25 protein-coding genes are annotated in these 23,895 nt (G+C 61.6%); 14 read left to right on the forward strand and 11 right to left on the reverse strand.

All coding sequences use genetic code 11. The annotated features are described in order from the left end of the window. Positions 1-15: 15 nt before the first annotated feature. Entirely contained in the window at positions 16-873 is an 858-nt protein-coding gene (locus ACR0J2_RS14975; RefSeq protein ID WP_170614340.1) for a DUF2189 domain-containing protein, read from the reverse strand. Positions 874-1,063: 190 nt separating this feature from the next. Here ACR0J2_RS14975 and ACR0J2_RS14980 point away from each other — a divergent pair, with 190 nt between their 5' ends. Further along, a complete protein-coding gene (locus ACR0J2_RS14980) occupies positions 1,064-2,047 on the forward strand; it encodes a quinone oxidoreductase family protein (RefSeq protein WP_480813061.1) in 984 nt (327 codons plus the stop codon). A gap of 54 nt (positions 2,048-2,101) precedes the next feature. On the opposite strand, the gene ACR0J2_RS14985 is transcribed toward ACR0J2_RS14980, so the two are convergent. From ACR0J2_RS14985 to ACR0J2_RS15015, 7 genes are all read right to left on the reverse strand, one after another. Beyond that, positions 2,102-2,578 (reverse strand): YHS domain-containing (seleno)protein, encoded by a 477-nt coding sequence (locus tag ACR0J2_RS14985; RefSeq protein ID WP_170679775.1) that lies wholly within the window; start codon positions 2,576-2,578, stop codon positions 2,102-2,104. Positions 2,579-2,767: 189 nt separating this feature from the next. After that, positions 2,768-3,004 (reverse strand): hypothetical protein, encoded by a 237-nt coding sequence (locus ACR0J2_RS14990; protein ID WP_480813062.1) that lies wholly within the window; start codon positions 3,002-3,004, stop codon positions 2,768-2,770. 41 nt (positions 3,005-3,045) lie between these two features. Beyond that, positions 3,046-3,651, reverse strand: coding sequence for a glycerol-3-phosphate 1-O-acyltransferase PlsY (plsY, locus tag ACR0J2_RS14995; protein WP_480491262.1), 606 nt, complete (start codon positions 3,649-3,651; stop codon positions 3,046-3,048). Then, positions 3,651-4,931, reverse strand: coding sequence for a dihydroorotase (gene pyrC, locus ACR0J2_RS15000; RefSeq protein WP_480491264.1), 1,281 nt, complete (start codon positions 4,929-4,931; stop codon positions 3,651-3,653). Before pyrC ends, plsY begins: the two co-directional genes overlap by 1 nt. After that, positions 4,928-5,314: a hypothetical protein gene (locus ACR0J2_RS15005; RefSeq protein WP_480813063.1), complete on the reverse strand. Its 387-nt coding sequence runs from the start codon at positions 5,312-5,314 to the stop codon at positions 4,928-4,930. The genes pyrC and ACR0J2_RS15005 overlap by 4 nt, the downstream gene beginning before the upstream one ends. Then, positions 5,299-5,817, reverse strand: coding sequence for a hypothetical protein (locus ACR0J2_RS15010; protein ID WP_480813064.1), 519 nt, complete (start codon positions 5,815-5,817; stop codon positions 5,299-5,301). The genes ACR0J2_RS15005 and ACR0J2_RS15010 overlap by 16 nt, the downstream gene beginning before the upstream one ends. Continuing rightward, positions 5,814-6,749, reverse strand: coding sequence for an aspartate carbamoyltransferase catalytic subunit (locus tag ACR0J2_RS15015; RefSeq protein WP_480813065.1), 936 nt, complete (start codon positions 6,747-6,749; stop codon positions 5,814-5,816). Before ACR0J2_RS15015 ends, ACR0J2_RS15010 begins: the two co-directional genes overlap by 4 nt. 762 nt (positions 6,750-7,511) lie before the next feature. Here ACR0J2_RS15015 and ACR0J2_RS15020 point away from each other — a divergent pair. From ACR0J2_RS15020 to ACR0J2_RS15045, 6 genes are all read left to right on the forward strand, one after another. Then, positions 7,512-8,279 (forward strand): uracil-DNA glycosylase, encoded by a 768-nt coding sequence (locus tag ACR0J2_RS15020; protein WP_480813066.1) that lies wholly within the window; start codon positions 7,512-7,514, stop codon positions 8,277-8,279. Further along, a complete protein-coding gene (locus ACR0J2_RS15025; RefSeq protein ID WP_170679613.1) occupies positions 8,276-8,875 on the forward strand; it encodes a metallophosphoesterase family protein in 600 nt (199 codons plus the stop codon). The genes ACR0J2_RS15020 and ACR0J2_RS15025 overlap by 4 nt, the downstream gene beginning before the upstream one ends. Further along, complete coding sequence (locus ACR0J2_RS15030; RefSeq protein WP_480813067.1) at positions 8,872-9,492, forward strand: LysE family translocator; 621 nt, start codon at positions 8,872-8,874, stop codon at positions 9,490-9,492. The genes ACR0J2_RS15025 and ACR0J2_RS15030 overlap by 4 nt, the downstream gene beginning before the upstream one ends. Before the next feature lie 6 nt (positions 9,493-9,498). Then, complete coding sequence (gene moaB, locus ACR0J2_RS15035; protein WP_480813068.1) at positions 9,499-10,041, forward strand: molybdenum cofactor biosynthesis protein B; 543 nt, start codon at positions 9,499-9,501, stop codon at positions 10,039-10,041. A 106-nt stretch (positions 10,042-10,147) separates the two neighbouring features. Beyond that, entirely contained in the window at positions 10,148-11,602 is a 1,455-nt protein-coding gene (locus ACR0J2_RS15040) for an efflux RND transporter periplasmic adaptor subunit (protein ID WP_321249361.1), read from the forward strand. Between the two features lie 5 nt (positions 11,603-11,607). After that, a complete protein-coding gene (locus tag ACR0J2_RS15045; RefSeq protein WP_480813069.1) occupies positions 11,608-15,009 on the forward strand; it encodes an efflux RND transporter permease subunit in 3,402 nt (1,133 codons plus the stop codon). Here ACR0J2_RS15045 and ACR0J2_RS15050 read toward each other — a convergent pair. Together ACR0J2_RS15050 and ACR0J2_RS15055 are read right to left on the reverse strand one after the other, a co-directional pair. Continuing rightward, positions 14,987-15,421: an NUDIX hydrolase gene (locus ACR0J2_RS15050; RefSeq protein WP_480813070.1), complete on the reverse strand. Its 435-nt coding sequence runs from the start codon at positions 15,419-15,421 to the stop codon at positions 14,987-14,989. The genes ACR0J2_RS15045 and ACR0J2_RS15050 overlap by 23 nt on opposite strands. 7 nt (positions 15,422-15,428) lie before the next feature. Next, positions 15,429-16,241: a protein-disulfide reductase DsbD domain-containing protein gene (locus ACR0J2_RS15055; protein ID WP_480813071.1), complete on the reverse strand. Its 813-nt coding sequence runs from the start codon at positions 16,239-16,241 to the stop codon at positions 15,429-15,431. A 146-nt stretch (positions 16,242-16,387) separates the two neighbouring features. Between ACR0J2_RS15055 and ACR0J2_RS15060 the strand changes: the two genes are divergently transcribed. Next, entirely contained in the window at positions 16,388-16,942 is a 555-nt protein-coding gene (locus tag ACR0J2_RS15060) for a YqgE/AlgH family protein (protein WP_480813072.1), read from the forward strand. Here the strand turns inward: ACR0J2_RS15060 and ACR0J2_RS15065 are convergent, their stop codons facing one another. Then, positions 16,943-17,893 (reverse strand): L-threonylcarbamoyladenylate synthase, encoded by a 951-nt coding sequence (locus tag ACR0J2_RS15065; RefSeq protein ID WP_480813073.1) that lies wholly within the window; start codon positions 17,891-17,893, stop codon positions 16,943-16,945. Between the two features lie 137 nt (positions 17,894-18,030). On the opposite strand from ACR0J2_RS15065, the gene ACR0J2_RS15070 reads away from it, so the two are divergent. From ACR0J2_RS15070 to ACR0J2_RS15095, 6 genes are all read left to right on the forward strand, one after another. Continuing rightward, entirely contained in the window at positions 18,031-19,734 is a 1,704-nt protein-coding gene (locus ACR0J2_RS15070) for an acyl-CoA dehydrogenase family protein (protein ID WP_480813074.1), read from the forward strand. After that, positions 19,731-20,780 (forward strand): MBL fold metallo-hydrolase, encoded by a 1,050-nt coding sequence (locus tag ACR0J2_RS15075; protein WP_480813075.1) that lies wholly within the window; start codon positions 19,731-19,733, stop codon positions 20,778-20,780. Before ACR0J2_RS15070 ends, ACR0J2_RS15075 begins: the two co-directional genes overlap by 4 nt. Before the next feature lie 3 nt (positions 20,781-20,783). Further along, positions 20,784-21,236 carry a DUF6173 family protein gene (locus ACR0J2_RS15080; protein WP_170614358.1) on the forward strand — a complete coding sequence of 151 codons (453 nt, stop codon included), beginning with the start codon at positions 20,784-20,786 and terminating at the stop codon, positions 21,234-21,236. Positions 21,237-21,300: 64 nt separating this feature from the next. Beyond that, complete coding sequence (locus ACR0J2_RS15085) at positions 21,301-23,139, forward strand: glycerophosphodiester phosphodiesterase (RefSeq protein WP_480813076.1); 1,839 nt, start codon at positions 21,301-21,303, stop codon at positions 23,137-23,139. Further along, positions 23,126-23,686 carry a hypothetical protein gene (locus ACR0J2_RS15090; RefSeq protein ID WP_480813077.1) on the forward strand — a complete coding sequence of 187 codons (561 nt, stop codon included), beginning with the start codon at positions 23,126-23,128 and terminating at the stop codon, positions 23,684-23,686. Before ACR0J2_RS15085 ends, ACR0J2_RS15090 begins: the two co-directional genes overlap by 14 nt. Positions 23,687-23,753: 67 nt before the next feature. Next, positions 23,754-23,888 carry an aa3-type cytochrome c oxidase subunit IV gene (locus ACR0J2_RS15095; RefSeq protein ID WP_170614361.1) on the forward strand — a complete coding sequence of 45 codons (135 nt, stop codon included), beginning with the start codon at positions 23,754-23,756 and terminating at the stop codon, positions 23,886-23,888. The last annotated feature ends 7 nt before the right edge of the window (positions 23,889-23,895 follow it).

Below are 23,895 nucleotides of genomic sequence, written 5' to 3' on the forward strand. Positions count from 1 at the left end.
CCGCGCGCGACCGCGTCAGGCGATGGCCCGACGATACAGATGCCAGGTCGAATGGCCCAGAACGGGCATCACCACGATCAGGCCAAGCAGCATCGGGATGGCCCCCAAAATAAGCAGGGCCGCGACGATGAAGCCCCAGGTCAACACCACACCCGGGTTTTGGCGCGTCACGCGGAAGGATGTTACCACAGCCACCGGCAGCCCGACCTGCTTGTCCAGGAGAAGCGGAAAGCTGACAACACTGATCGCCAGGGCGACAAGCGCAAACAGGAAACCGACGGCGGTTCCGACAACGATCATGGTCCAGCCTGCGCCGGTTGTGAACACCTGCGTTGCAAACACACTCAGAGAGGCGGGCGGTTCCGGCCCCAGCGTCTGTGCATAGATAGCTTGTGCGGCCATCAGCCAGATCAGCAGCAACATGACTAGGTAGAAGCCAAGCGCCAATATGGCACCGAAGGACGGCGACCGGAAAACACCGAACGCGTCCAGCCATTGAACCACTTCGCCCTGTTCGCGCTTGCGGCTGATTTCGTACAGACCCACGGCTGCGACCGGGCCGATCAGGGCAAAGCCCGCGATCAGGGGCGCCAGCAGTGGCACCATGTTCATGTTCAGCCCGAAGCCGACCATCAGAAGCCCGGCAATCGGGTAGATCAGCACCACGAAGATCGCGTCGGCGCGCGTTTCCAGAAAGTCCTGATATCCGGCTTTCAGGCAGGAACGCAGGTCCTGAAGTGTCAGCGTTTGAACCACCGGCAGGTGCTTGGTGTCGGCGCTTCCGATCCGCGATACGCTTTCCGATATATGATCGCCGGACGCACTGATGTTTCTGGCGGCCCAGCTGATTGGATTACCGATTGTTTTTGCCATACTCATCCCCTCCCCTAACGAGGTTGCGTCTCGGATCATGTCCGGCGCAGGGGGTCGTGGCCGGATCAGCCGACAACGTGTGAAATCACTATAGCACAGTATCTTCTTTTGCGCCGCCATAATTCTGAGACAGGTCAATTGCTCTGTGCCTCAGTCATGTTAGCTTTGTTGCAGGCGCAAGGAGGTGAGCATGCAGCAAACAGCACGTACCGTGGTCATTCATGAAACCGGCGGCCCCGAGGTTCTGCGAATCGAAGACAGGCCCGTGGGCGATCCCGGTCCGGGAGAGATTCGCATTCGGCATCACGCCTGTGGGTTGAATTTCATCGATGTCTATCAGCGGACCGGCCTTTATCCGCTGCAACTTCCACACGCCCTTGGCATGGAGGCCGCCGGGGTGGTTGAAGCCGTCGGCGAGGGCGTGACCCACCTACAACCCGGTCAGCGTGCCGCCTATGCAGCGGCTCCCCCGGGTGCCTATTGCGAGGCGCGCGTGATGCCGGCGGCGCAGGTCTGCCCGCTGCCCGATAGCATTCCGTTCGATGCCGCCGCTGCCATGATGCTGAAAGGGATGACGGTCGAATATCTGTTTCACCGGACGACGCCCCTGAAACGCGGCGACACGGTGTTGTTTCACGCCGCTGCCGGCGGGGTGGGACTGATCGCGTGCCAGTGGGCCAAGTCCGAGGGCATCACCCTGATCGGCACGGCGGGCACGGATGAAAAATGCCAGTTGGCCAGGTTCAACGGGGCCGCCGAATGCATCAATTACCGGACCGAAAATTTTGCCGAACGCGTGGCTGAGATCACCCACGGCAAGGGGGTGGACGCGGTCATGGATTCAATCGGCGCGGATACGTTCGAAGGTTCTCTGGATTGCCTGAAACCATTGGGCATGATGATCTCGTTCGGCAATGCGTCCGGACCGGTGCCACCGGTGGATATCGGCATACTCGGCCGTAAAGGCTCGCTGAAGATCACCCGCCCGACCTTGTTCACCCACATCGCGGATCATTCGGTATGCCAGGCCATGGCCCGGCGTCTGTTCGGCAAGGTCGAAGGCCGGGAAGTCAGGCTGCACATCGATCAGCGCTTTGCCCTGTCACAGGTCGCCGATGCGCATCGGGCGCTGGAGGCGCGCCAGACGACCGGCAGCACGGTTCTTGAACCCTGAACGCAAACGGCGGCGGAAATCTCCGCCGCCATTTGTTCTGAATGGATCAGAAAATTACTGCTGCTGCAGTTCAGCAGGGGTTTTATGAGCGATGGTTTCCCAGTTCGCGTCCGCTTTTTCGTTGAAGCCCGGGATGTCACCTTCCCAGCGTTCCTGGATGTCCGCCGACAGGTTCAGGTACAGCTTGTTGTCAACGATTTTCCAGTAGTTCGGATCACCGTCGAACTTGAAGCCCATGGCCGTGCCGAAGGCGCAGTAGCCGCCATATGCCGGCAGGTAAGCCTCTGGGTTCTCTTCGAATGCGGCTTTGTTTTCTTCCGAGGAGAAGCGGTACAGCGCTTCGTTGTGCAGCGCGGTGATGCGGTAGTCGCCTTTGGTCGCTTCACCTGCGGTGAAATAGGCCACCGGGTCGTAGCCCTGCAAGGCCAGGCCGGTCGAACTTGCGTTCAGTTCAACACCCGCCGCCATGGCCGAGCTTGCAATTGCAACAGACAGCGCGACGCCGCCGATAAGGGATTTGATCTTGTTCATTGCTTCACCTTTCGTGAACCGGGTCACCAGATGGCGTTGGAATTGCACCTTGGTTTCCCTCGTGATTTTGTCCTGTGCGGTCGGTAATTGGCCGTCACAACACCCCAGTTGGGAAGCGGGCTGTTCACGTTCAAAGCAATCAATTGTGATTGTGCGGTTATGAATAGGTGATGTGCGGGAACGAAGGTTTCAGCCGACCGGTTGCGGATCGGGCACCAGCGCCATCGTGAACGCAATCACCTTGGCTGCAGACATCTCGCAGGGCCGGAGCAGCGCACCGCTGTTCTTTGTTTGATACAGGTTCAGGCTGATGTAATTTGTGCCGTCCAGCTGATGCGCCACCAGCTTGTGCGACTTACCTTTCGCCACGGTCTGGCGGCACACGACATAACGCCCGTTGCGGCTTGTCCCGGTGAAAGTGCCCATGGGCAGGGCAAAGAACGCGTTCAGAAATTCGTCTGGCGGGGTCACGATTTGCCGATTTTCGGCTCGGTCCCGGCCTTGATACGCGCGACGTTGGCACTGTGCCGCCAGTAGACCAGCAGGGTCAGGATGATCCCCAGAATGAACGTCGCGCCATCCGTCAGAACAACGACCCAAACCGTCAGCAGGGCCGCCGCTGCAAGCGCGCCAACCGAGGAGATCCTCCAGATCGCTGCCGCCACAAGCCAGCTCAGACAGCAGGCAACTCCGACCCGCCAGTCCAGCGCCAGCCACAGGCCCAGAAAGGTCGCAACACCCTTGCCGCCCTTGAAGCCCAGCCAGACCGGAAAGCAATGACCCAGAAAAGCGGTCAGGGCGGCAATCTGGGCTGCGTCTTCTCCGGCCAGTGAACGTGCCAGCAGAACAGCCACCGCCCCTTTGGCCGCATCGAAAATCAGGGTTAGCGCGGCGGCGGCCTTGTTGCCGGTGCGCAGAACATTGGTGGCGCCGATATTGCCGGACCCGATACTGCGCAAGTTGCCCAGCCCCATGACCCTGGCGATGATCATGCCGAAGGGAACGGACCCCATAAGGTAACCAATCACGGCCCACAGGATCAGTTGGGTCATGGTGCTGTCGATCAGGGGCATCAGGTTCTCCGGTAAACTTCTTTGCCAGCGACAAAAGTCGCTGTGACCTTACCCTGCATCCGCTGGCCGTCAAACGGTGTGTTCTGCGACTTGGACTTCAGGGCGAACCGGTCCAGCACAAAGGGGACATCGGGATCGAACAGCACCAGATCGGCCGGTGCGCCTTCGGACAGGCGACCGCACTCCAGGCCCAACCGTTTCGCCGGGTTCAGGGCCATGGCGCGAAACAGCGTCGGCAGGTCCAGCTGCTCGGCATGATAAAGGCGCAGCGCGGCGGGCAGCAGTGTTTCCAGCGCCACCGCGCCCGAGGCGGCTTCTTCAAACGGCAGACGCTTGCTTTCTTCGTCCTGCGGCGTGTGCATCGAGCTGATCGTGTCGATCAACCCGGTGCGCAGCGCCTCGATCACCGCCAGCCGGTCGTCTTCGGACCGCAGCGGGGGTTTGACCTTGAAGAAGGTACGGTAGTCGGCCACGTCCAGTTCGTTCAGCGTCAGATGATGGATCGAAGTGCCCGCAGTGACGTCCAGCCCATTGCGCTTGGCGCGTTCCAGCGCGGGTAGGGCGCGGGCGGTGGTGATCTGGTCGGCGTGGTATTTTGCACCGGTCATTTCCAGCAGGGCGATGTCGCGGTCCAGCCCCATCCGCTCGGCCATTGGCGATACGGCGGGCAGGCCGCGCAGGGCAGCGAACTTGCCGCTGGTCGCGGCGGCCCCGGCGCTCAAGCCTGGTTCCTGCGGATGCGCGATGACCAATGCGCCGCAGGATTTCGCGTAGGTCAACGCGCGAGAGAACACTTTGGTATTGGCGATAACGTGATCGCAATCGGTGAACGCAACGGCTCCTGCGTCTTGCAGGAAACCGATCTCGGTCATTTCGCGGCCCTCGCGGCCCTTGGTCAGGGCGGCCATCGGCAGCACGTTAACCGGTGTATCGGCCTGTGCCCGGCGGGTGACGAATTCCAACGTTTCCGGCGTGTCGATGGCGGGGCTGGTGTCGGGCCGAGTGACCATGGTGGTCACACCTCCCGCAGCAGCGGCAAGGCCCGCCGACTTGTAGCTTTCCTTGTGCCGTTCACCCGGTTCGCAGACCTTGACGCCGATATCAACGATACCCGGTGCCAGACAGTGGCTGCCGCAGTCGATGATTTGGGAGTCGCAAACCGGTGCCTGCCCCTCTCCGCGCGCCACAATCCGGCCCTCGGCGACCTGCAGCCACCCGGTTGCATCCGTTCCGGCCTCGGGGTCGATCAGGCGGGCGTTTGAGAAGAGAACGGTGCTCATGAAATGGCCCTTTCGATTGCGGCTTTGGTGGCGGCAGGGTCTGCCTGGTATTTGATCAGATGTTTGTCACCGCTTTTGGTGACGATCTGGACGAAGCTGCCTAGGATGTTGACCGCATCGATCTGGTTCAGTGGCACATTGCGGGGGCCGGGGCCGGTCAGGATGGTATCCGTCATCTGCCATGTGGCAACCAGTTCTTCGGAGGCCAGATACCAGGCGCGGATGCCGATGGCGGCAAGCCCCGCGGGTGCGCCGGTCCAGACGTAGGGGTTGCCGATCAGCCAGAGAACCAGCATCGCACACGCCATGGCCCCGGCAGCGAGCCAAGCGTTGGTGCGGAAATAGGCGCCTTTGTCCGGTGCGAAATTTACAGGATCAGCCACAGGACACCTCCGATTACCAGCAAGATCACCAGAGCAAGTATGGCCGACCCCATACGGCGTGGCTTGTCATCAACAGGGGCGGCCTGAGGCGCCGAGAACGGTTTCGCGCTTTCGGTCTCGATCGGTCCGCCGGTCCAGTTGGTGGCCTCTTCGGTATAAAGACCGGTCAGGTGCAGCCTCGGGTCCGGCGTCAGTGTTACCGGGCGGTCGTCAAAGGCGGCACTGCGCACGACCATCACCCAGCCTTCGATGGCGTCCAACGCGGCGCGGTCCAGTTGGTCGGCAGAGACGCCGCAGCCTTCGCTCAGATAACCATACAGCCCAAGGTCTTCGAGGTCCGAGACCGGAAAAACGTCGATCTGGTCCGGGTTCAGTCCGTCAACCCCCAGAACCTGATCGGCAGCGCCCGGTTCGCGCAGGAACTTCGCCTCTTCGGAACGCATGTCCAGCGTGAACAGGCGGATCACGCCGCGTTCGTGGGGGGCGACAGTCAGATCGCTCATGCGGCCTCGCTCAGGTTGCGGGCCAGCAGTTCCATCGCGGCCATCCGCACTGCGACGCCCATCTCGACCTGTTCCTGAATGACGGACCGGTTGATGTCATCGGCCAGTGTGCCGTCGATCTCGACGCCACGGTTCATCGGGCCGGGGTGCATGACGATCGCGTCGGGTTTTGCCAGCGCCAGCTTGGCGGCGTCCAGACCATAGCGATGGTAGTATTCCCTTTCCGAAGGGATAAACCCGCCATCCATCCGCTCTTTCTGAAGGCGCAGCATCATGACCACGTCGACATCTTTCAGGCCCTCGTTCATGTCGTCGTAGATTTCGGCTCCGAACTCGGCGAATTGCGCAGGCACCAGCGTCGGCGGGCCGATCAGGCGGATGCGGTTCTCCATCTTGCCCAGCAGGATCAGATTCGAGCGGGCCACACGGGAATGGGCCACGTCTCCGCAAATGGCGATGTTCAGACGGTGTAGCCGGCCCTTGGCGCGCCGAATGGTCAGCGCGTCCAGCAGCGCCTGCGTCGGGTGCTCGTGCCGCCCGTCGCCCGCGTTCAGCACGGCGCAGTTCACCTTCTGCGCCAGCAGATCGACCGCGCCGGAATGCGGGTGCCGCACCACCAGCAGATCGGGATGCATCGCGTTCAGTGTCATAGCTGTATCAATCAGCGTCTCGCCCTTTTTGATCGAACTGGCCTGCATCGCCATGTTCATCACATCCGCGCCCAGCCGCTTGCCCGCAATCTCGAAGCTTGCCTGCGTGCGGGTCGAGTTCTCGAAGAACATGTTGATCTGGGTCAGCCCCGCCAGCACATCTGAGTGTTTCGACGACTGGCGATTCATATCGACGTATTTCTCGGCCAGATCCAGAATGGCGGTGATATCGGATTGCGACAGATGCTCGATGCCAAGAAGGTGACGATGGGCGAAACGCATGGGCGGGCTCCTGTCTGACAATCGGGCCGCTTATAAGAAGCCACGCAGCGCAAGGCAACCTAAGGATCAGTGCTCTCGGGCAGTTTCTCGCACCCGCCTTTCGGCAGGCACTGCTCGCCGGGTTTGCACCATTTGCCATAACCGCAATCAATGGCCCGGACCGGCACACAGCCTTGATTTCTGGAGCATTTGAAACCGGGACGGCACTGCGATCCGGTTTTTTCGCACAAAAACCAGCCCGGACGGGAGCAACCGCCAGCCGGCAGACAGGACGATCCCGCAGAGCAGACATTTCCGTCGTCGCAGGCGCTTGGCAGCCCGGGGTTGAACTCAGGCGTGATCCGTTCGCATTCTCCGCGCCCGTTGCAGAAACTGTTGCTTGGACAATCCAGGCGCGACGTGCATTTGTTTGCCCCTGCAGGCGCACAGCGGGTGCCGCCTGCCACGCAGCGTTCAAATGGCCCGCAAGACCGGCCCCCGCCGCAATAGGTTCCGCCTGCGCGGATGCAGTGGCCGTCAAAGCTGCACCGCTGTCCTCCGCTGCAGCAGGTGCTGCCGCATTGGAACTGCCCTGCGCGGCACTGCCCGTGCTTGTCGTGAAAGGTCGCCATGGCCGGTCCGCTGCCAAAGACGTTGAACAGCAGCAGGAGCAGGAGATATCTCAGAGCAATCAGCATGTGCATGGCCATCGTCGGTGCGACCGGGTGCCATGGCAAGGTCTATTCGCTTTCCCTCGGGCCAAAGCTGGTTAGATTATGAGGCATGGAATCGGCAATGGACCATCATACCGCGCGCGCGCTGCTGGAATGGCAGGTTGAACTGGGCGTCACCGACGCTATCGGTGACGCGCCGGTTGACCGCTATGCCTTGCCGGATACCGCGCCGAAGGCCCGGACACAGGTTGTTGAACATTCGTCGCAAGAAAAGCCGCGACAGGCGGACCCAACTGCGGTTGCCGAAAAGGCCGCGCGCGGGGCAGGGTCGCTGCCGGAATTGCGCGCAACGATGGATGCGTTCGATCTGTGCGACCTGAAGCGGGGCGCACGGCAGCTGGTGTTTGCGGATGGCACCCCCAGCGCGCGGGTGATGATCATAGGCGAGGCCCCGGGCCGGGATGAGGATCGCGAAGGCAAGCCGTTCGTGGGTCGCGCCGGGCAATTGCTGGACCGGATGCTGGCTGCCATTGATCTGAACCGGGCCGAGAATGTCTATATCACGAACGTCTTGCCATGGCGCCCGCCGCAGAACCGTGATCCGAAGCCCGAGGAAATCGGCATGATGAACCCGTTTCTGCAGCGTCATATCGCATTGGCAAACCCTGAGGTTCTTGTGGTGATGGGCAATATCAGCTGTCAGGCCGTGCTGGGAAAACGCGGCATCACGCGGCTGCGCGGGAATTGGGAACAGGCGCTGGATCTGCCGGTCATACCAATGTTTCACCCTGCCTATCTGCTGCGGCAGCCGCAGATGAAGCGGCAGGCCTGGGCCGATCTGCTGGAACTCAGGGCGTGGCTGGAGGCGAAGCGATGAAAATACTGGCGTTCTCGGACCTGCATATGGCGCGCAACCGCGCCGCCGATCTGGTTGCGGCCAGTGCAGAGGCCGATCTGGTGATCGGGGCCGGGGATTACTGCAACATGCGTCAGGGTCTGGACGAAGCGATGGCCATGCTGTCCGGTATCGCGGCACCGATGGTTCTGGTGCCGGGCAATGCGGAAAGCGCGGAAGAGCTGGCAGATGCCGTCCCCGACGGGGTGCATGTGCTGCACGGGTCCGGTATGACCGTCGACGGGCTGCGGCTGTTCGGTCTGGGCTACGGCGTGCCGGTTACGCCTTTTGGCGACTGGTCCTGTGACATGACCGAAGGCGATGCGACCGAAATGCTGGCACGATGCGTCGGGACTGACATCCTGATCGCGCATTCACCGCCGAAAGGATACGGCGATAAGACGTCTCAGGGGCTTTCTGTCGGGTCAACGGCCATCCGGAATGCAATTGAACGGATTCAGCCCGCGTTGGTGCTTGGTGGCCATATCCATGACAGCTGGGGGTATCGCGGTTCGATCGGCCGGTCGCAGGTCGCCAATCTCGGTCCGCAAGTTAACTGGTTCGAGGTCCGCGCATGATCGAGACCGTGACGCTGCTGGCCTTTGTGCCTGCGGCCATCGCACTGAATCTGACGCCGGGTGCGGATATGATGTTCTGTTTCGGGCTGGGGCTGCGATCCGGCACAAAACCCGCGATTGCCGCCAGCGCCGGAATTTCGATGGGTTCGATGATCCATGTTTCGCTGGCCGGACTGGGATTGGGCGCGCTTGTTGCCGCTGTTCCGTGGGTGTTCGACGCGATCCGCTGGCTGGGTGTCGCCTATCTGCTGTATCTGGCATGGGGTGCGATACGGCACGGCGCGATTTCGGCCGAAGGTCCGGCAAAACCGACACGCTATGCCTTTCGCGACGGGTTTCTGGTCAACCTGACCAACCCGAAGGTCATTCTGTTTGTCCTCGCCTTTATTCCGCAATTCGTAAACCCCGCCTCGGGGTCCGTTCTGCTGCAATTCCTGATCTTCGGGGCGATCATTTCCATCGGCGGGTTCTTTATCAACGGGCTGGTGGGCGTGTTTGCCGGGGGCGCGGGTCAAATGCTGATCAACAGCCCGCGCGCGTCCAGTATTCTGGGCTGGGTCAGTGGCGGCATCTTCACCGCTCTGGCGATCCGGCTTGCCATCATGGAAAGGGCCTGACGCCAAATGTCACGCATTGATGAAACCATGGAGTTCATCCCGGTCCGTATCGCCGTTCTGACCGTGTCAGATACGCGCTCGATCGAGGAAGACCGTTCCGGCCAGACCCTGGCCGACCGGATTGAACGGGCCGGCCACACCCTTGCCGACCGCAAAATCCTGCCGGATGAGCGCAGCCAGATCGCAGATCAGCTGCGGGCCTGGATCGCCGAGCCCGATATTGACGTCGTCCTGTCGACCGGAGGAACTGGCCTGACGGGGCGTGATGTCACGGTCGAGGCGCATCGCGACGTCTATGAAAAGGAAATCGAGGCGTTCGGAACCGTCTTCACCATCATCTCGATGGAAAAGATCGGCACTTCGGCTGTTCAGTCGCGCGCAACAGGCGGCGTGGCGGGCGGGACTTATCTGTTTGCCCTCCCCGGTAGTCCCGGCGCGTGCAAGGACGCCTGGGACGGGATTTTGGAAAAACAGTTCGATTACCGGCATCGCCCCTGCAATTTTGTGGAAATAATGCCCCGATTGGACGAACATCTGCGACGGAAGTAGACTGGTCATACGTTCAAGTCCTTATAACCGCCTTGTGGCTTGGCTTATTTTCCGGTCCAGCTACATTTCGCGTATGGCAGCCTGTTGCAACTTGGGTGAATGATTGATGCGATTTCTGAGGCAAAGCCTTGTCGGTGTCTTTCTGGCGTCCCTGACGCTGGCTCTGTTGTTTGTGGCTGCACAGATGATCGCAAATGCGCTGCAGGATGTGCTGACCAGGGACGAAAACCGCCCGCCAGCGCAGGAAAGGGTATTTGCGGTCAGCGTCAAACCCGCGCTGGTGGAAACGGTAATCCCCTATCTGGATGCGTTTGGCGAAGTGCAAAGCCGCCGCAGGCTTGAGTTGCGCGCAGCTCTGGGTGGGCGGGTTGTGTCCCTGGCCGAGGAATTTGAAGATGGCGGCGTTGTGTCCGCTGGCGAGGTACTGGTTGAACTGGACCCCGCCGATGCGCAATCGGCGCTGGACCGTGCCAAATCCGATCTGCTGGATGCCCAGTTCGAAGAGCGCGATGCCGAACGGTCGCTGCTGCTGGCGCAGGACGAGTTGAACTCGGCCGAAGCTCAGGCCGAGTTGCGCGGACGCGCCCTGCAGCGCCAGAAGGATCTGCAAAGCCGTGGCGTCGGTGCCGCCGCCAGCGTGGAAGAGGCTGAACTGGCCGCAGCGTCGGCTCAGCAATCGGTTCTGGCCCGGCGGATCGCACTGGCGCAGGCCGAATCCCGTGTCGATCAGGCCACCACGTTGCTGGCCCGCGCGCGGATCGCCTTGGAAGCGGCCGAGCGGGATCTGGACGACATGACGATTCGCGCCCGGTTTGGCGGCACGCTGACCGATGTCACACTGGTCGAGGGCCGATTGGTGACGGCCAATGAAAAACTGGCCGAACTGGTCGATCCGGACGCGCTGGAAGTGGCGTTTCGGGTGTCGACCGCACAGTATGTGCGCCTGCTGGACGCGCGGGGCGAGCTGATCAAAGCCCCCGTTTCCGTGTCGCTGGAAGTGACCGGCACCGACCTGGTCGCCCTTGGCCGGATCAGCCGCGACAGCGGATCGGCGGGGGAAGGGCAGACCGGTCGGTTGATTTATGCCCGCCTGAATGATGCGTTTGGTTTCAAACCCGGTGACTTCGTAACGGTCTCGGTCGAGGAACAACCCGTCGAGAATGTTGTTCGCCTGCCGTCGACGGCCCTTGATGCGTTTGGCACCGTATTGGTGCTGGGTGATGGCGACCGGCTTGAGGCGCTGCCTGTGCAATTGATCCGCCGACAGGGCGATGAGGTTCTGCTGCGCGGGCAGGGGCTGGAAGGACGCGAGGTGGTGATCGGGCGCACCCCGTTGCTGGGCGCGGGCGTACGTGTGCGCCCCTTGCGGGCTGAAGCCCGGGCGCAGCCGGACACGGATATGGTCGAGTTGTCGGATGAACAACGCGCGCAGCTTGTAGCACAGGTCGAAGCTAGTGCAGGTATGTCGCAGGACGCCAAGGCCCGCGTGCTTGGCCAGTTGAGCGAGGCGAAAGTGCCTGCATCGCTGGTGCGCCGTCTTGAAAGCCCGACAGGGGGATAAGCGTCATGATGCGCGAAATCCCCGGTGCAGCAGGCGGTATCCTGAGCTACTTCATCCGGCACCGGACCGTGGCCAATCTTTTGCTGCTGGTGATGTTGGTTCTGGGCGCCGCTGCGATTCCGAACATGCGGGCGCAGTTCTTTCCCGATGTGGTGCTGGAACGGGTGGACGTCACCGTCAATTGGGATCAGGCCGGCCCCGAGGATATGGACAGTGCCATCGTCAGGGTTCTGGAACCGGCCCTGCTGGCTGTCGAGGGCGTGACCAGCACCGAATCCAGCTCGCATCCCGGACATTCGCGCATCCGGATGGAGTTCGAACCGGACTGGGACATGGCCCGCGCCGTCGAGGAGGTGCGCACCGCCGTTGACGCTGTAACCGATCTGCCGGACGACGCTGACGAGCCTATAATCCGGCGCGGCGCCTGGCGGGATCGCGTCACGGACGTTGTACTGACCGGACCGGTCGGGACCGAACAGCTTGCGAACTTCACCGATGAGCTGATCAGCCGCCTGTTCGCAGCCGGTGTGACCCGCACATCGATCCGCGGCATTGCCGCGCCGCGTGTGGTGGTCGAGGTGCCGACCGCGCAGCTGATTGCCAATGACATCACCCTGTCTGAGATCGCCTCGGCCATTGCAGCCGAGGTCAATGCAAGCCCTGCGGGGCTGGTAACTGGGGCAAATGCACGCATCAAAGCCGGCACAGAAAAACGTACGCCCGAAGAAATCGAAGGCATTGCGCTGCGCACGTTCGAGGACGGCGCGAAGCTGGTGGTCGGCGATGTGGCGCGGATTTTCGTCGAAGGCGTCACCCGGCATCGCAGCTATTTCGTCGATGACGACCCGGCCATGTCGATCCGTGTCGATCGCTCGAATCTTGGGGATGCGATCGACATCCAGCATCGGGTCGAGGATGTCGTCGCCGAGATGCAAGCCAGTCTGCCCGATGGTGTCACGATCGAACTGATCCGGACCCGGGCGCAGGCCATCACCGACAGGCTGAACATTCTTGTCGACAATGGTCTGCTCGGCCTGGGTCTTGTGGTCTGCCTGCTGTTTCTCTTTCTCAATGCGCGTATTGCGTTCTGGGTTGCAGCCGGTATTCCCGTCGCCATGTCCGCCGCGATCGCGTTCATGTATATCGGCGGGCTGTCCATCAACATGGTTTCACTGTTCGGCCTGATCATCACACTGGGTATTGTGGTCGATGACGCCATCGTGGTCGGTGAACATGCCGATTTCCGTGCACGTCGATTGGGCGAGGCACCGATGGTTGCAGCAGAACGGGCCGCCCGGCGCATGGCGATGCCGGTTTTTGCTGCAACAGTCACGACGGTTATCGCCTTTTTTGGCCTGACCCTGGTTGGCGGGCGCTTCGGGGTGTTGATCCGCGATGTCCCGTTTACCGTGATTGCCGTCCTGATCGCCTCATTGATCGAGTGTTTCCTGATCCTGCCGAACCATATGGCACACGCCATAAAACACTCGGCCAAGGAACACTGGTATGACCTGCCCAACCGGGTGGTGAACAAAGGGTTTCGCTGGGTGCGCGACCACCTGTTCCGACCGCTGATCGCCTGGGTGGTCTGGGCCCGCTATGTGGTTGTCGCGGTGATGGTGGTGATTCTGGCCAGTCAGGTCGCGCTGTTTATCCGTGGAGATGTGAACTGGCGCTTTTTCAATGCGCCCGAGCGTGGTTCGGTCACAGGCAGCTTCATAATGCGCGAAGGGGCGACGCGGGATGACACGCTGGAAATGATGCGCATGTTGCAGCAGGCCGCCGAAGAGATGGGGCAGATCTATGCGGAACGCCATGGGCGCAATCCCATCGAATATGCGCTGGCCCAGATCGGCGACACGCCGGGCTATGGGCTTGCGGCGGCAGACGGCAAGGACGGGTCGCTGCTGGGGGGTATTTCCATCGAACTGATCGATGCCGATCAGCGCCCCTATTCCAGTTTCGAGTTTGTCGGAGAATTGCAGGAATATGTTCCGCGCCATCCCAAGGTTGAGCTTGTCACGTTTCGCGGCTGGCGGTCCGGCCCAGGCGGCGATGCGATCGATGTGCAGTTTTATGGGGCTGAGATCGACACGCTCAAATCGGCGTCCGAGGATTTGCAGACCGAACTGTCGAAATACCCCGAGGTTTCCGCGCTGCAGGACGATCTGGCCTATGACAAGGAAGACTTCATCCTGGAACTCACAGCACAGGGTCAGGCCCTAGGATTCCGGATTGAAACGCTGGGACGGGTTCTGCGCAGCCGCCTGAACGGGATCGAGGCCGCAACCTTCCCGGATGGTCCGCGCAGCGCCGAAATACGGGTCGAACTGCCCGAAAGCGAACTGACGGCCGATTTTCTGGAACGCACACTGATGCGGTCACCCGAAGGCATATATGTGCCGCTGGCCGATATCGTTTCGGTCCAGCGAAAGTCGGGCTTTTCCACGATCCGGCGCGAGAATGGCTTGCGGGTGGTCTCGGTAAATGGCGACATCTCCGAAGATGACCCCGATCGCGCCGCTGAAATTGAACGCGCCCTCAGTCAGGAAATCCTGCCCAAAATCGCCTCCGAGCAGCAGGTCGAATGGCGCATGTCGGGGCTGAGTGAGCAGGAGGACGATTTTCTGTCGCAGGCGCGCACCGGCCTGATCCTGTGCCTGACTGGCATCTATCTGGTTCTGGCCTGGGTCTTTGCAAGCTGGACACGGCCGTTGCTGGTCATGGCGATCATTCCGTTCGGCCTTGTGGGCGCCATCTGGGGCCACTACATCTGGGGTGTGCCGCTAAGCATGTTCACGGTCGTGGGCCTGCTGGGGATGACAGGAATAATCATCAACGACTCCATCGTGCTTGTGACGACCATCGACGCCTATCAACAGGACAGGGGGTTGATTCCGTCCATTGTCGAAGGCACAGCCGACAGGTTGCGGCCGGTGATGCTGACCACTTTGACCACGGTTCTGGGTCTCACACCGCTGCTGTACGAAGGCTCGCAGCAAGCGCAGTTCCTCAAGCCCACAGTGATCACGCTGGTCTACGGTCTTGGGTTCGGAATGCTTCTGGTTCTGTTGCTGGTACCCGCGCTGCTGGCCATCCTGAATGACGTGATACGTCCGATGACCTCAATGCGTCGCGCCCTGCGCGCGCCGGATAGGGTGGTGCAAGGGATGATTGTCATAACCGGTCTGGCATTGCTGGCCTGGTTTGCGGTGACGATGGTGTGGCCCTCTGTCGCGGGTACGCCGCTGACCGCTCTGGCCGACTTTTACCCCGGCGAAGATGGTTCTGCGGTTCTGCGAATGGGACTGGGTGTGTTCACTGCCGGCGCGGCGCTGATCCTGGTGCTGAGCGTCGCGCTATCCGGTCTGATTTACGCGCGGCTCAGAGGCCGGATCGGGGCTTGACCCCGTCCAATGCGGTCTCCAGCAGGTCGGCGACACGTGCGCTCATATTCAATTCGCCGCGCGTGATCTGATCGATGGGAAACCAGCGCGCGTCCATCGCGTCATCGCCGGCAACCGGATCGCCGGCCTGATATCGGCAAGCTACGCCGACCAGCAGGTAATGCGACAGAACCTGCCCGTTGGGATCACGACGCAGCAGATCCAGATTGTCCAGATACTGCAGAGGTTCAGCCATCACCGATGTTTCCTCGTGCAATTCACGCTGCGCGGCCTGCATCACGGTCTCGCCCCATTCGACATGACCGCCGGGAAATCCCCAAAGCCCGGCATCTGGTTGCTTGGAGCGCTGAACCAGCAACACCTGATCCTGATGGACAACAACGGCCAGAGCGCCGATTTTTGGGTATTGCATCACCGGATCAGCCCGCGCTGCATCCCTGAATGTCAACCGCGTGGCTGCTGCCCAGCACTGTGATCCTGACGGCTGACCGGTCCAGTGCAAAGGGACTGCCCGATGCATTGACCACCTCGGTCCGGGCGATCAGCGTGTCGCCCTGCCGCCGGGTTTCGGGATGCGCGGCCCACAAGGCCGGATTGCCCGGCTCGATCACGGCGACCTCGGTCCCTCCGGCTGATGGCATGGTGATGCGCGCCTCGATTTGCATGCCATCTTTTGTGGGCGACAGGTGGCACTTGGCGCTGGCCACACGGGCCTCGTTGGCGGAATAGGGGCGTTGTGCCAATGCGGCGGCAATGGCCGGGTTGCGTCCTGCGTTCTTGTCCAGAGTATGATCGAAACCCAGCCGCTCGGGGATGCAGACATCCTTGCACACGCCCAGATCCATCTCACCGCGCAGACGCACTGGTTTGGCAGGGTTCTTTGGCGTGATCTCGACCGGAAGAACCAGCTGATCCTGATACCCGATCGAGCGCAATCCGTTCTGGTCAAAAACATCCGGCGCAGGCCAGGTGATCGAAATGTCGCCAACGTTGCGCGACCCTTTCCAGTCGAACTGTGGCGGGATGCCCGCATCGCCCGGCGCGCGCCAGTAAGTTTTCCACCCGTCTTTCAGGGTCAGGCGCAACGCACCCAGATAGGTGCCGTTGGCAGTGCGCCCGCCATCCAGAATATCCAGTTGCACAGGTTTGCCCACGCTCTGCGACAGGGCAGGCGAGGTAAGGGCAAAACAGGCGGTCAGCGCAACTGCGGCGGGTCTGAGAAGTGATCGCATACTACATAAATGCGCGCTCTGGCGCGCGAATCCAAGTCACGTTCCGGTCACTGGGGTGAAATACCGCTAAATGTCGGACGATCCCTTGCCAATTGTGGTCCCACGGGTTCATTGTTGAGACAGGACTCAGTCAGAAACGGCGGCTTATGGATCTTACCGGAAAACTGTTGATTGCGATGCCGGGAATGGGCGATCCGCGCTTTGACCACTCGGTTGTCTATATCTGCAGCCATGGTGAAGACGGCGCGATGGGGCTGATTGTCAACAAACCGTCGGACCTGCGCATCAAGACATTGCTGGGGCAGCTCAATATTGCCTGCAACATTCCCGTCATAGGTGAGCGTCTGGTCCATTTCGGCGGTCCGGTCGAGATGTCGCGCGGCTTCGTCCTGCACAGTGCCGATTACGAGGCTAACCTCCATTCGATGCAGATTTCGACCGATTTCAGCATGACGGCCACGCTGGACGTGCTGGAAGATCTGGCCTCGGGGCGGGGGCCTTTGAACTCGATGCTGACGCTGGGATACTCCGGATGGGGCCCGGGCCAGCTTGAGGACGAGATTGCCATGAATGGCTGGCTGACGACCGATGCAACCTCGAAACTGGTGTTCGACGTCGCTGATGACGACAAGTGGGAGGCCGCGCTGGCAACCCTGGGTGTTGATCCCCTGACCTTGTCGGCCAGCGCAGGACGCGCCTGATCAGCTGTCGCGCGGGGCAGCCGCGCGGCGCAGCCGGTCGTTGATTGCCGCCCCAAGGCCATGGTCGGGGATCGGCGAGACCGCAATCGGGCGACCTGTTGTGTTCAGTGCATGAAGGGCGGAAAACAGGTTGGCTGCGGCTTCCGTCAGAACACCATCAGCCGACAAGTTCAAATCGCAGTCGACCGGCCCAAAGCCCAGCAGGACCTCATCCCCTTGTCGGGACAGCGCATTCAGCCGAACCGGCGCGTCCGGCGCATAATGAGACTGTAATTGTCCCGGCGCCGTCAACAGGTCCCCGGGCTGGTGATGATGCAGTCGCGTGTTCAGAACATCCTCGATCTGTTCCAGCGCCACGCCGCCCGGACGCAGCAGCGCCGGTTCTCCGGCCAGGCCGACGATGGACGATTCCAGCCCGACACCGCAGGGGCCGTCATCCAGAATGGCTGCGATACGCCCACCCAGACCGGCGCGCACATGCTCGGCGGTGGTCGGGCTGATCTGTCCTGACGGGTTGGCGGATGGTGCGGCCACCGGACCATCGAATTCGGCCAGCAATGCCCGTGCGCTGGGATGCGCAGGCACCCGGACGGCCAGCGTGTCCAGCCCGGCTGTGACCAGCGATGAAATGCCATGTCCGTCGCGCAGCGGCAGGACCAGCGTCAAAGGCCCGGGCCAGAACGCGGCGGCCAGTTGCTCGGCCTGATCGGACCAGCGGACGAACCGCTGCGCCGCCTGAACGGATGCGATATGCGCGATCAGCGGATTGAAGCTGGGCCGCCCCTTTGCTTCATAAATCCCGGCGACCGCTTCGCCATTACGGGCATCACCGCCCAGGCCATAGACCGTCTCGGTCGCAAACGCGACCAGAAGACCCTGCCGCAGCAGGTCCGCAGCGCGTGAGATGCCGGCCGGATCTGCGCTCAGGTCGAGTGTGCCGTGGGGGATCATGACTGGTGACGCCGCGTTTTGATTGCTTGTAACATGGGGAAGAGTAGGTAATGCCTTCGAGCCCAGATGCATAGTGCCGTGCGCGGATGATTCCAAGCCCGCCTGCGCAAACCGAACTGACAGCCCCGAGGGAAGCCATGACGTATCGCGCCCCAGTCCCAGATTATGAATTCCTGTTCCGCAATGTGATCGGCTTCGACCAGATCGCAGCCACCGAGATGTTTTCAGAGGCCAGTACGGATGTGGTCAGCGCCATTCTGACCGAAGCAGGCAGGATGTGCGAAGAGGTGATGGCCCCGCTGCAACGCCCCGGTGATCTGGAACCGGCGCGGCTGGAAAACGGGGTTCTGCGCTCGTCTCCAGGGTATGCCGATGGCTGGAAGGCGATATCCGAAGGGGGCTGGATCGGGATAAGTGGCGATCCTGAATATGGCGGCATGGGCCTGCCGATGACCTTGACCAGCGCCGTGAACGAGATGATGAGCGCGGCCTGCCTTTCGCTGCAACTGGCCCCGCTGATGAGCCAGGGCCAGATCGAGGCGCTGGAGCATCATGCCAGCGCCGAGCTGAAAGAGCTTTACCTGCCCAAACTGATGTCGGGCGAATGGTCCGGCACGATGAACCTGACCGAGGCGCAGGCCGGGTCGGACGTGGGTGCCCTGGCCTCAAAGGCGGAACCGAGCGGGGATGGCACCTACGCGGTGACGGGTCAGAAGATCTTCATCTCGTGGGGCGACAACGATTTCGCGGAAAACGTCTGCCACCTGGTGCTGGCGCGCCTGCCGGACGGCGTTCCCGGGACGAAGGGAATTTCCCTGTTTCTGGTGCCCAAGTTCATCCCGGATGAGAACGGCAATCCGGGCGTGGCGAACGATCTGAAGGTTGTGTCGCTTGAGCACAAGATGGGCCTGCACGGCTCACCGACCTGCGTCATGCAATATGACGGGGCCAGAGGTTGGCTGGTTGGCAAGGAACATGGCGGCATGGCCGCGATGTTTACGATGATGAACAATGCCCGTCTGGGTGTTGGCGGGCAGGGCGTCGGCGTTGCGGAAGGCGCCTATCAGCATGCGCTGGCCTACGCGCTTGAGCGCAAGCAGGGCAAGACGCCCTCGGGTACGATTATCGACCATGCCGACGTGCGCCGCATGCTGATGGAAATGCGCGCGGATGTGTTCGCGGCACGGGCCATCCTGCTGGCCAATGCAGTGGCCATCGACATGGCCAACGCGACCGGCGATGCGGACTGGTCGGCCCGCGCGGCGCTGCTGACGCCGATTGGCAAGGCTTTTGGCACGCAGACCGGCATGCGTGTCGCTGAAACCGGCGTGCAGGTTCACGGCGGCATGGGCTTTATCGAGGAAACCGGAGCGGCCCAGTATTACCGCGACGTTCGCGTGACCGCGATTTACGAAGGCACCAATGGCATTCAGGCGATGGATCTGGTCGCCCGCAAAATGATGGACGGCGGTGAGGCTGCGGCACGGCTGCTGGATGAAATCGAAGATCACGCAGAACAGGCGCGGGCCACCATGCCGGAACTGGCCGGTCCGGTCTGGGAAGCCACCGAAAGCCTGCGTGAGGTCACCGAATGGCTGGTTTCCCAGTCGGAAATGAACAACCGCTTTGCCGGGGCCGTCCCATATTTGCAAGCTTTTGCGCGGGTTCTGGGCGCGCATTACCATCTGGCGGCGGCGCTGGCGGAACCCGATGGGCCGCGGTTCAAGCTGGCACGGTTCTACATCAACGCTTTGTTGCCCGAATATGCGGGCCTGCTGGCACAGGCGCAAAACGGGGCGGACGATATCTTTGCGCTCAACCCGGACGAGCTGCTGGCATGAAGGATGGTGAGCAACGATTGACGACACACTACCCCTGGCCGGACCCTCCGGCCCCCGGTGAGGCGATCGAGATTGCCGAAGGCGTCCTTTGGTTGCGCCTGCCGCTGCCCATGGCGCTGGATCACGTCAATGTCTATGCGCTGGATGATGGCGACGGCTGGACGGTGATCGACACCGGCATTTCGTCCAGAAAGTCGCGTGGCATCTGGCAAACGCTGATGGACGGGCCACTGGCGGGCAAGCCGGTGACCCGTGTTGTCGTTACGCATCATCACCCCGACCATGTTGGCAATGCAGGGTGGTTCCAGACCGAACACGGCGCTGAACTGGTGGCCAGCCGCACCGCATGGCTGTTTTCGCGGATGCTGACGCTGGACGTGCAGGAAACCTGGCCGCAGGAAACGCTGGACTACTACCGCAACGCGGGCATGGCGCATGAAATTCTGGCAAAGCGTATGTCGGACCGGCCCTTCAACTTTGCCGACACCGTCTATCCGATGCCGTTGGGCTATAGCCGGATCAAACAGGGCGACGTGATCCGCATGGGCGGGCGTGACTGGGACGTTCACATGGGCAATGGCCACGCGCCCGAACACGCCACGTTCTGGAGCCGCGATGACAATCTTGTCCTGTCCGGCGATCAGATCATCAGCTCGATCAGCCCCAATCTGGGTGTCTATGTCACCGAACCCATGGCGGATCCGGTGGCCGAGTGGCTTGAAGCCTGCGAGCGGCTGTCGGCGCTGGCGCGTCCCGATCATCTGGTGCTGGCCGGGCACAAGCTGCCCTTCACCGGATTGCCGGTTCGCATGCGGCAACTGGTCGACAATCATCACGGCGCGCTCCGGCGGCTGCTGGATCATCTGGACCGGCCCAAATCTGCCGCCGAGTGCTTTGCCCCCCTGTTCAAGCGTCCGATTGGCGAAGGTGAATACGGTCTCGCGCTGGTCGAGGCGGTTGCACATCTGAACCATCTCTACCACATTGATGCTGTAACCCGGTCGCGCCGCGCGGACGGGGCGTGGGAGTTTCAGCGCAAAGGGTAAGCCATGCAGGATCAGATCGAAACCTCGGCCGAGGCCGCAGAATCCGCCGCATTGCCACGCTGTTACGAGGTCCACGCCAACTCCAGTGCGCAATCGGGCAACAAGGATCTTCCCGGCCGCCTGAAAAAACCGGTCGAAACCAAAAGCCCGGCGCAGTGGGCCTATGAACGCCTGATCCTGTATATCCAGAATTTTGAAAAGACGCTGGACGGCGATCAGGAGGTTGCCATGGGCTTCACCGGCGGCGATGCCGGGGTGATGCGGATCGAGGGGATGGGTTATTTCGACCCTGACGTGATCACCTTTTTCGGCTCGGACGCCACCGGTGCGCGCACCCAACTGGTACAGCATGTCAGCCAGTTGAACGTGATGCTGCGCGCGCTGCCCAAATCGGTCGAGGACAAGCCTGCCAACCGCATCGGTTTTCGGCTGGCTGCGGATCTGGAAGAAAGCTGACAGTCCCGCTTGCAATTCACGCAATCGCAGCCTTGAATGAGCGTATCATTCAGGAGAGCGCCGCGTGACACATTTCTCAACCGTTACAGAGGCCTGGCGGGGGGCTTGGGCGCGCCGTCGGGTGTTCGTACCGATCTATGTTGCGGTGCGACTTTTGCTGGTGGCGCTGATTGCGCCGGGCGTGGCGATAGCCGTGCAACTGGCGGTGTCGCTGTCCAATCAAAGCGCCCTGACCGATCAGGCCATTGCCGGGTTCATCCTGTCCCCGGTGGGCTTTATCGCGGCGATCCTTGCGCTCAGCCTGTTTCTGCTGGCCGAAGTGTTTGTCTTCTCCGTCATGGCGGGTTCTCTGCGCATGGGCGAGGCCGATCCCTGGCGCGCCGGCAGTTCCGCCATCCGGCTGATCCTGTCCCGACTGCCCGCTTTGTTCGGCTTTGCAGTCCGGTTTGTCCTGCGCGTGTTGCTGCTGGTTCTGCCCTTTGCAGCCATTGCCGCCGTTGTCGCGTGGTGGACACTGACGGAATACGACATCAACTATTACCTGACCTTCCAGCCACCCTCGTTCTGGGTGGCGGTTTTGCTGATCGGGTTAATCGTTCTGGCATTGGCCTGGATTTTGATCCGCAGGCTGTCGGCCTGGGCCCTGTCGCTGCATCTGGTTCTGTTTGAAAGCTGCAATCCCGCAGACGCGTTTGAGGCCAGCACCGGGCGGATGGAGGGCAAACGCGGACGCCTAAAGATCGAACTGGCGCAGTGGCTGGGTATTCGCATCGCGATCGCAGCCGGAATTGCGGCTGTGGCCGGGTTTCTGTTCGATCTCGTGCCCCTGCAACCGGGTGGACGTCTGCAACTGGCGCTGACCTACACACTGGTGATCGCCGCGCTCTGGTCGCTGGCCGGTCTTGTTTTGGCGGCCATCGCGCTGGGCGCTTTGGCGGTGCTGCTGGACGGGTTTTTCGAGGCGAAAACGTCAGACATCCCCCACCCCGAACCGGGCAACTTGAGGTTGCCGCTATTTGGTGTTCTGGGGGCTGCCGTCCTTGCAGTGCTGGTCGGTGGCTGGTTCGGGCAGCGGCTGCTTGAACAGGTGCAGGCCCCTGACCACGCGGATGTCATCGGCCACCGCGGGGCCGCGGCCTTGCGTCCCGAAAACACCATGGCGGCCGTTCTGAAGGCCATCGAGGATGGCGCGGACTGGGTTGAGATCGACGTGCAGGAAACGGCCGATGGTGAGGTCATCGTCGCCCATGACAGCGACTTCATGAAACTGGCGGGCGTCAACCTCAAGGTCTGGGATGCCACAATGGACGACGTCGCGGACATCGACATCGGTAGTTGGTTCGGACCCGAATACGCCTCGGAACGCACGCCGACTCTGCATGAGGTGCTGGAAGCCGCAAAAGGCCGGTCGAAGGTGATCATCGAACTGAAATATTACGGCCATGACGTCGATCTGGAAAACCGGGTTGCCACAATTGTCGAAGAAATGGGGATGCAGGACGATATCGCCACAATGTCCCTGAAATATCCGGCGGTGCAGAAGATGAAGGCCCTGCGCCCGGACTGGCGCGCCGGTGTTCTGGCCGCGACCGCAGTTGGCAATCTGTCGGGGTTGGATGGCGATTTTCTGGCGGTGAACGCGGCGATGGCGACACCCGGGCTAATCCGGTCTGTCCATGCTGCCGGCAAGGATTTGTATGTGTGGACGGTGAACGATCCGTTGCAGATGTCGGCTTTGGCGTCGATGGGCGTCGATGGTCTGATCACCGACCGGCCTGCCATGGCCCGCGAGGTTCTGCGCGTCCGAGCCGAGATGGGTCCGGCGGAACGTTTGCTGCTGTGGTTGGCCACAGAGTTCGGGATGACCGTGGACACAGAGGCGATGCGCGATGCGAGCCCTTAAAGCGGCGCTTGTCCTGATCGCCCTTGGCACAGCCATCGCCGCGCAAGATCTGATGCGCGGCATCGAGATGCCCGGCCATCAGGCCCTGATGGCACAATCGGCCGGGGCCGAAGCGGCGCCATTTGAAACCGATGGCTGCTCGGGCGGGCTGTCGGCCAGCTGGCGATTGGTGGCTGACATGATCCCAAGCTTCGCCGCACGCTATGAAAACAACCCTCCATGGGAATATTGCTGCGTTACCCATGACAGCGCCTATCACAACGCCGGCGGCGCAACGCGGGCCGAAGACAGCTATGACGCCCGTTTGTCGGCGGACGATGCACTGCACGCCTGCGTCGCACAACATGGCGAAGCGCATGCCGAAGAATACGCGGATCGTTACGGGGTGACACCCGAACAGGTCCGAACCGCCCATTCGGTCACCGCGGATGCCATGTATATGGCGGTGCGATTTGGTGGCGGCCCCTGTTCCGGCCTGCCATGGCGATGGGGCTTTGGTTTTCCGAGCTGTTCAGTATTCGGGTCACAGTCACCTGCGCGCGAATGACGTGGTGACAGCGCTTTCGTTTTCCTTTATCCAAAGCCCAAACACGCGAATTCAGGAGTCTTCCGACATGGCCGAACACAAGCACGGCGAGATGGACATCACAGTTCAAACCAAAACCTTCGAAGGGTTCGTCAAAGCCACAGTCTGGTGCTGTGTGGCCATTGCTTTCCTGGGATTGTTCCTGGCGGTTTTCGCGTCTTGATCTGAAC

The sequence above is a fragment of the Ruegeria sp. CG4 genome (assembly GCF_056537185.1).

Bases quoted from the DNA above. Each gene is read 5' to 3' on its own strand.
- ACR0J2_RS14975 (WP_170614340.1), bottom strand. From the start codon at position 873: ATGGCAAAAACAATCGGTAATCCAATCAGCTGGGCCGCCAGAAACATC.
- ACR0J2_RS14980 (WP_480813061.1), top strand. From the start codon at position 1,064: ATGCAGCAAACAGCACGTACCGTGGTCATTCATGAAACCGGCGGCCCC.
- ACR0J2_RS14985 (WP_170679775.1), bottom strand. From the start codon at position 2,578: ATGAACAAGATCAAATCCCTTATCGGCGGCGTCGCGCTGTCTGTTGCA.
- ACR0J2_RS14990 (WP_480813062.1), bottom strand. From the start codon at position 3,004: ATGGGCACTTTCACCGGGACAAGCCGCAACGGGCGTTATGTCGTGTGC.
- plsY (WP_480491262.1), bottom strand. From the start codon at position 3,651: ATGCCCCTGATCGACAGCACCATGACCCAACTGATCCTGTGGGCCGTG.
- pyrC (WP_480491264.1), bottom strand. From the start codon at position 4,931: ATGAGCACCGTTCTCTTCTCAAACGCCCGCCTGATCGACCCCGAGGCC.
- ACR0J2_RS15010 (WP_480813064.1), bottom strand. From the start codon at position 5,817: ATGAGCGATCTGACTGTCGCCCCCCACGAACGCGGCGTGATCCGCCTG.
- ACR0J2_RS15015 (WP_480813065.1), bottom strand. From the start codon at position 6,749: ATGCGTTTCGCCCATCGTCACCTTCTTGGCATCGAGCATCTGTCGCAA.
- ACR0J2_RS15020 (WP_480813066.1), top strand. From the start codon at position 7,512: ATGGAATCGGCAATGGACCATCATACCGCGCGCGCGCTGCTGGAATGG.
- ACR0J2_RS15025 (WP_170679613.1), top strand. From the start codon at position 8,276: ATGAAAATACTGGCGTTCTCGGACCTGCATATGGCGCGCAACCGCGCC.
- ACR0J2_RS15030 (WP_480813067.1), top strand. From the start codon at position 8,872: ATGATCGAGACCGTGACGCTGCTGGCCTTTGTGCCTGCGGCCATCGCA.
- moaB (WP_480813068.1), top strand. From the start codon at position 9,499: ATGTCACGCATTGATGAAACCATGGAGTTCATCCCGGTCCGTATCGCC.
- ACR0J2_RS15040 (WP_321249361.1), top strand. From the start codon at position 10,148: ATGCGATTTCTGAGGCAAAGCCTTGTCGGTGTCTTTCTGGCGTCCCTG.
- ACR0J2_RS15045 (WP_480813069.1), top strand. From the start codon at position 11,608: ATGATGCGCGAAATCCCCGGTGCAGCAGGCGGTATCCTGAGCTACTTC.
- ACR0J2_RS15050 (WP_480813070.1), bottom strand. From the start codon at position 15,421: ATGCAATACCCAAAAATCGGCGCTCTGGCCGTTGTTGTCCATCAGGAT.
- ACR0J2_RS15055 (WP_480813071.1), bottom strand. From the start codon at position 16,241: ATGCGATCACTTCTCAGACCCGCCGCAGTTGCGCTGACCGCCTGTTTT.
- ACR0J2_RS15060 (WP_480813072.1), top strand. From the start codon at position 16,388: ATGGATCTTACCGGAAAACTGTTGATTGCGATGCCGGGAATGGGCGAT.
- ACR0J2_RS15065 (WP_480813073.1), bottom strand. From the start codon at position 17,893: ATGATCCCCCACGGCACACTCGACCTGAGCGCAGATCCGGCCGGCATC.
- ACR0J2_RS15070 (WP_480813074.1), top strand. From the start codon at position 18,031: ATGACGTATCGCGCCCCAGTCCCAGATTATGAATTCCTGTTCCGCAAT.
- ACR0J2_RS15075 (WP_480813075.1), top strand. From the start codon at position 19,731: ATGAAGGATGGTGAGCAACGATTGACGACACACTACCCCTGGCCGGAC.
- ACR0J2_RS15080 (WP_170614358.1), top strand. From the start codon at position 20,784: ATGCAGGATCAGATCGAAACCTCGGCCGAGGCCGCAGAATCCGCCGCA.
- ACR0J2_RS15090 (WP_480813077.1), top strand. From the start codon at position 23,126: ATGCGAGCCCTTAAAGCGGCGCTTGTCCTGATCGCCCTTGGCACAGCC.
- ACR0J2_RS15095 (WP_170614361.1), top strand. From the start codon at position 23,754: ATGGCCGAACACAAGCACGGCGAGATGGACATCACAGTTCAAACCAAA.